Origin of the sequence: Aeromonas sp. HMWF014, assembly GCF_963878295.1 — a bacterium.
Taxonomy (GTDB): Bacteria; Pseudomonadota; Gammaproteobacteria; order Enterobacterales; family Aeromonadaceae; genus Aeromonas; species Aeromonas popoffii.
Map to the genome: position 1 here is coordinate 1 of NZ_CAWNYS010000137.1, position 5117 is coordinate 5117.

6 protein-coding genes and 2 tRNA genes are annotated in these 5117 nt (G+C 61.1%); 7 read left to right on the forward strand and 1 reads right to left on the reverse strand.

Annotated features, from left to right (window positions below):
- The 3 genes from purT to AAC083_RS05425 form a co-directional block, all read left to right on the forward strand.
- Nucleotides 1-971: formate-dependent phosphoribosylglycinamide formyltransferase (gene purT / locus AAC083_RS05415; protein ID WP_108536038.1), on the forward strand; the 971-nt coding region annotated here is incomplete at its 5' end.
- A gap of 124 nt (nt 972-1095) precedes the next feature.
- On the forward strand, nt 1096-1755 hold the full coding sequence (gene hxpB, locus AAC083_RS05420) for a hexitol phosphatase HxpB (protein ID WP_108536039.1): 660 nt from the start codon (nt 1096-1098) through the stop codon (nt 1753-1755).
- A gap of 152 nt (nt 1756-1907) precedes the next feature.
- Entirely contained in the window at nt 1908-2111 is a 204-nt protein-coding gene (locus AAC083_RS05425) for a CPXCG motif-containing cysteine-rich protein (protein WP_005336871.1), read from the forward strand.
- A 128-nt stretch (nt 2112-2239) separates the two neighbouring features.
- On the opposite strand, the gene AAC083_RS05430 is transcribed toward AAC083_RS05425, so the two are convergent.
- The gene (locus tag AAC083_RS05430; RefSeq protein ID WP_108536040.1) at nt 2240-2857 is read right to left on the reverse strand and encodes a riboflavin synthase subunit alpha; all 618 of its coding nucleotides are present in this window, start codon (nt 2855-2857) and stop codon (nt 2240-2242) included.
- Nucleotides 2858-2987: 130 nt separating this feature from the next.
- Here AAC083_RS05430 and AAC083_RS05435 point away from each other — a divergent pair, with 130 nt between their 5' ends.
- The 4 genes from AAC083_RS05435 to AAC083_RS05450 all read left to right on the forward strand — a co-directional run bounded on the left by AAC083_RS05435 (nt 2988) and on the right by AAC083_RS05450 (nt 5050).
- On the forward strand, nt 2988-3194 hold the full coding sequence (locus tag AAC083_RS05435; RefSeq protein ID WP_042037351.1) for a YaeP family protein: 207 nt from the start codon (nt 2988-2990) through the stop codon (nt 3192-3194).
- Nucleotides 3195-3344: 150 nt separating this feature from the next.
- Nucleotides 3345-4724 carry an MATE family efflux transporter gene (locus AAC083_RS05440; protein WP_108536041.1) on the forward strand — a complete coding sequence of 460 codons (1380 nt, stop codon included), beginning with the start codon at nt 3345-3347 and terminating at the stop codon, nt 4722-4724.
- A 160-nt stretch (nt 4725-4884) separates the two neighbouring features.
- Nucleotides 4885-4961: transfer RNA gene (locus AAC083_RS05445), tRNA-Val, on the forward strand.
- A 12-nt stretch (nt 4962-4973) separates the two neighbouring features.
- Nucleotides 4974-5050 (forward strand) — tRNA-Val (locus tag AAC083_RS05450).
- The last annotated feature ends 67 nt before the right edge of the window (nt 5051-5117 follow it).

Sequence of the window (5117 nt, forward strand, 5' to 3'; positions counted from 1 at the left end):
CCGAGGTCAAACCCGACCTTATCATCCCCGAGATTGAAGCGATCGCCACCGATACCCTGGCCGCCCTTGAGCGAGAAGGGGTCAAGGTAGTGCCCAACGCCCGCGCTACCCAGCTCACCATGAACCGGGAAGGGATCCGCCGCCTCGCCGCCGAGACCCTGGGTCTGCCTACCTCCCCCTACCGCTTTGCCCAGAGCAAGGAGGAGTTTGTCGCCGCGGTCGAGGCCATCGGCCTGCCCTGCGTGGTGAAACCTGTGATGAGCTCATCCGGCAAGGGGCAGAGCGTGTTGCGTGATCTCGCCAAGCTGGATGAGAGCTGGACCCATGCCCAGGAGGGTGGCCGCGCCGGTCGTGGCAAGGTGATCGTCGAAGGGTTCGTTCCCTTCGAGTACGAAATCACCCTGCTCACGGTACGCGCCGTCGATGGCATTCACTTCTGCGAGCCGATCGGCCACCGTCAGGAAGATGGCGACTACCGCGAATCCTGGCAGCCGCAGGCGATGAGCGAGCTGGCGCTGGCTCGCTCCAAAGAGGTGGCCGCCAAGGTGGTCGAGGCCCTCGGCGGCTATGGCCTGTTCGGTGTCGAGCTCTTTATCAGGGGCGATGAGGTGTGGTTCAGCGAAGTCTCCCCGCGCCCCCACGACACCGGCATGGTGACCCTGATTTCTCAGGATCTCTCCGAATTCGCCCTGCACGTGCGCGCCATTCTGGGGCTGCCGGTCGGCACCATCACCCAGTACGGGCCGAGCGCCTCTGCCGTGGTGCTGCGCGACGGGCACAGCCAGAATATCCGCTATCAGGGGATTGGTGAGGCGTTGACGCTGGTACCGGGTGCCCAGCTGCGGCTGTTTGGCAAGCCGGAGATCGCCGGTCGCCGCCGTCTTGGCGTGGCGCTGGCCCGCGCAGAGGATTGCCCGGCTGCGGTGGAAAAAGCCAAAACCGTGGCCGCCAAGGTCGAGGTGATGTTCTAAGGGCTTTTTTATCACGGTAAAACAAACGTTTGCCGAGTGATCGGGCGCAAGGGGCATGGCACTGCCCCTTTTGCATTTGCCGGTCAGGCTTATAATCCCCCTTCCAATCTGTCAGGAGTACAAGATGTTAGCTGCGGTGATCTTCGATATGGATGGTGTTCTGATCGACTCGGAACCCTTTTGGCAACAGGCCCAGATGGTCGTTTTCTCCGAACTGGGTCACCCCCACACCGTCGAGGATTGTGAATCGACCATAGGCGTGCGCATCGATCAGCTGGTGGCACACTGGTATCGGCTCCGCCCCTGGGTGGGCCCCAGCCAGGAAGAGGTGGTGCAGCGCATCCTGGATCGGGTCAATGCCCTCATTCTGAGCGAAGGTCAGGCCAAGGCGGGTGTGCTGGACGCGCTCGACCTTATCGAGGCGCGCGGGCTGAAAGTGGGTCTGGCCACCTCCTCCCCGTTCGCTATGGTGGAGGCGGTACTCGGCAAGCTCGGCATCCGTGATCGCTTCCTGGCGGTGCACTCCGCCGAGGTGGAGCGATTCGGCAAGCCGCACCCGGATGTCTATATCCACGCGGCCGAGAAGCTCGGCGTCGACCCTGTGCACTGTCTGGCCATTGAAGACAGCTTTACCGGCCTGCTGGCGGCCAAGGCGGCCTCCATGAAAGCACTCATCGTACCGGATCCCGCCCTGGTGGGCGATCCGCGTCTGGCCATCGCCAACTACCAGCTAAGCTCGCTGGCCGAACTGGATGCCGACATGCTGGCCAGCTGGGTGGCGTGAACGCGCGCGCGAGCCTGGGGCGCATAGGGCCAGAAAGCCTGAAGCCCCCCACCTTGATCTTGGTCATAAACGTGCACTTGCTCGCGGTTAACCCCCTCCTGGCCGACTAGAATCAGGGAAGATAGGCGGCCACTCGGCCCCAGGAGGTCACTATGATCGAGTACACCAGCAAGCGTATCGTCTGCCCCCACTGTGGCCACCACACCCGGGTCGAGCTGGATGCCAGCCAGGGGGATCAGGAGTTCTACGAAGATTGCATGGCCTGCTGCAACCCCATCCATCTGCGGCTGCACCGGGATGAGGCCCGCGACTGCCTGCAGCTGTTTGTGGATGCCGACGACGAGCAGCTGTTCTGACTGCGAATCACAAAAAACAGTCACGCGGTTTTGACTGCGAGCGAACGCGAACAAGAGATCACAAAGGGCCTGCAGGATGCAGGCCCTTTTCTATAGCAAGTCGCCAGAAGCGAGCGAAACCAGGCAGATCACCCCGGCTGGCGCGCTGCCAGCACCCGCTCCACGGTATCGACGATGGCCTGGGTCTGGGGATCGATCTCGATATTGGTGTGCCAGCCCGCGTTGACCCAGCCCAGGTTGGTACGGGCCAGGGTCTCCGGGATCAGGTTGACGCAAAATGCGTTCTCACGCACCTCCCCCACGGTCAGGCTGATGCCGTCGATGCCGATGTAACCCTTGGTCAGCACATATTTCATCAACTCGGGGGCCAGGCGATACCACACTTGCCGGTTGTTGGGGGTGTCGATGACGGAGATCACCTCAGCCGTGCCCATGATGTGGCCAGACATAGCATGACCGCCAATCTCGTCACCAAAGCGGGCCGCCCGCTCCACGTTGACCTTGTCCCCCGTTTGCAACTGACCGAGGTTGGTCAAACGCAAGGTTTCCTGCATCAGATCGAAGCTGACCAGATCCCCTTCCACCCGGGTAACCGTCAGGCAACAGCCGTTATGGGCCACAGAGGCGCCGAGCGCCAATCCCTCGCCCCAAACCCGGCTTGGCATACGGATCACGTGGATGCGGAAGTTGGGCAGCTCTTCAATGGCCACCAGTTCGGCGGTCCCCTGCACTATGCCGGTGAACATGTCTCGTCTCCTGCTACGAAAAAAAGGCAGGTTAACCCCGCGTTGCGGCACTGACAAGCGCACCAGCTGACAAGCCAGCCCTCGATCGCTATAGTGGCGGCGTTTACATTCGGGTTAACGAGGAAAAGAAATGCAGGTATATCAATGTTGTGAGGCCATTCGCATCGCCTATAACCAGATCGGCTCAGGTGATCAGGGCTATGTGCCGCAGGCCATCGCCGCGACCATCAGGGCGCTCAACGCCGTGGCCTCTGACGAGCGGGTGCCAGCCGACCTGCGCGAGCAAGCCGCCTATGCCGCCGCCAATCTGCTGATCAGCGATCACGAAGACGCCTGAACCCGCTACAAAGCCATGGCTCAACCGTTTCGCGATGGTTGATTTTCAGGCTAGAATGCCCCCCCGCATGTTGTCTCCCCGCAGTGGGGAGACAAAAGCCCATCCGTTACCCGCTCTTTCTCTTTTTATCTGATCCACTCGGAGGTGTCAGTGCAACGTTACTTGTCCGAGGCGAGGCAGCTCGTTCGTTTAGCCAGCCCCATTCTGGTGGCCCAGGTGGCCCAGATCGCCATGAACTTTGTCGATACCGTGATGGCGGGACAGGTCAGTGCCGTGGATCTGGCGGCTGTGTCGGTTGCCTCCAGCTTCTGGTTGCCGATCATCTTGCTGGTGCAGGGCATCATCATGGCGCTCACCCCCATCGTCTCCCAGCTCAACGGCGCCCGTAAACGGGACGAGATCCGCCCGGCCGTGCACCAGGGTTTCTGGCTGGCCCTGATGGTGACCCCCATCGCCATGGTGGCGCTCTATTTCAGTCCGCTGGCGCTGCACTTCATGGACGTTGATCCGGTCATGGCTGCCAAGACTGCCGGCTACCTGCACGCCATTTTGTGGGGCCTGCCCGCCTTCGTGATGTTCCAGGTGCTGCGCAACTTCAGTGAGGGACTCTCCCACACAATGCCAACCATGGTGATCGGCTTTGTCGGGCTGGCGGTCAATATTCCCGCCAATTACATTTTCATTCACGGTCATTTCGGTATGCCCAAGCTCGGCGGCGTCGGCTGCGGTGTCGCCACCGCCATCGTGCTGTGGGCCATGCTGCTGGCGATGATCGTCTACGTGAAGCTCTCCCCCCACTTCAAGAAGATCAACTTGTTCGCCCAGCTTGCACGCCCCAACGGCAGCCGGATGTGGCGACTGTTTCGCCTCGGCTTCCCCATCGCCATGGCGATCTTCTGCGAAGTGACCCTGTTTGCCGTGGTGGCCCTGATGCTGGCCCCCTTTGGCGCAGAGACGGTAGCGAGCCACCAGATTGCGCTCAACTTCTCCAGCCTGGTGTTTATGCTGCCCCTCTCCATCGGGGTGGGTGTCACCATCCGGGTCGGCCACAGCATAGGGGAAGGCCAACCCCATCACGCCCGGGTGGCAGCCCGTACCGGTATTCTGCTGGGCGTGACTGTCGCTGTGCTCACCGCGGCGGTTACCGTGCTACTACGGGAGCAAATCGCCTCCATCTATACCGATGACCTGCAGGTGATCGCCCTGGCGGCCACCTTGCTGTTCTTCGCAGCCATCTACCAGCTCTCCGATTCGGTGCAAGTGGTGGCGGCCGCGGCACTGCGCGGGTACAAGGATACCCAGGCGATCTTCTACATCACCATCGTCGCCTACTGGGGACTGGGGCTGCCGACCGGCATGATCCTGGGTCTGACCGACTGGCTGGTACCGCGGATGGGGCCGCAGGGCTTCTGGATCGGCTTTATCGTCGGCCTCACCAGTGCCGCCCTGATGCTGGGGGCGAGATTGCGCTACATCTACGGTCGTTTTGCCACCCCGGAGGCCTGCACTACCTTGTCGCGGGCCCAGTAACAGGGCGTTGGAAGCGACAACTCGCCTGCAAAATCAACAGGCTGCGCAAGAACTGGGCAAACAGTCTCCTTTGTGCGTGCGGCCTGTTGACAGCCTTGGGGGGCATGGGTAGTATGCCGACCACGTCAGCAGTGCTGGCGTAGTGAAGAAAGAATGAAGTGGGTTTATAGCTCAGTTGGTTAGAGCACTACCTTGACATGGTAGGGGTCGTTGGTTCGAATCCAATTAAACCCACCACTTTTCTGTGATGCGTCCTTAGCTCAGCTGGTTAGAGCACCACCTTGACATGGTGGGGGTCGGTGGTTCGAATCCACTAGGACGCACCATCACAGAATACCGAGTTTGCGTCCTTAGCTCAGCTGGTTAGAGCATCACCTTGACATGGTGGGGGTC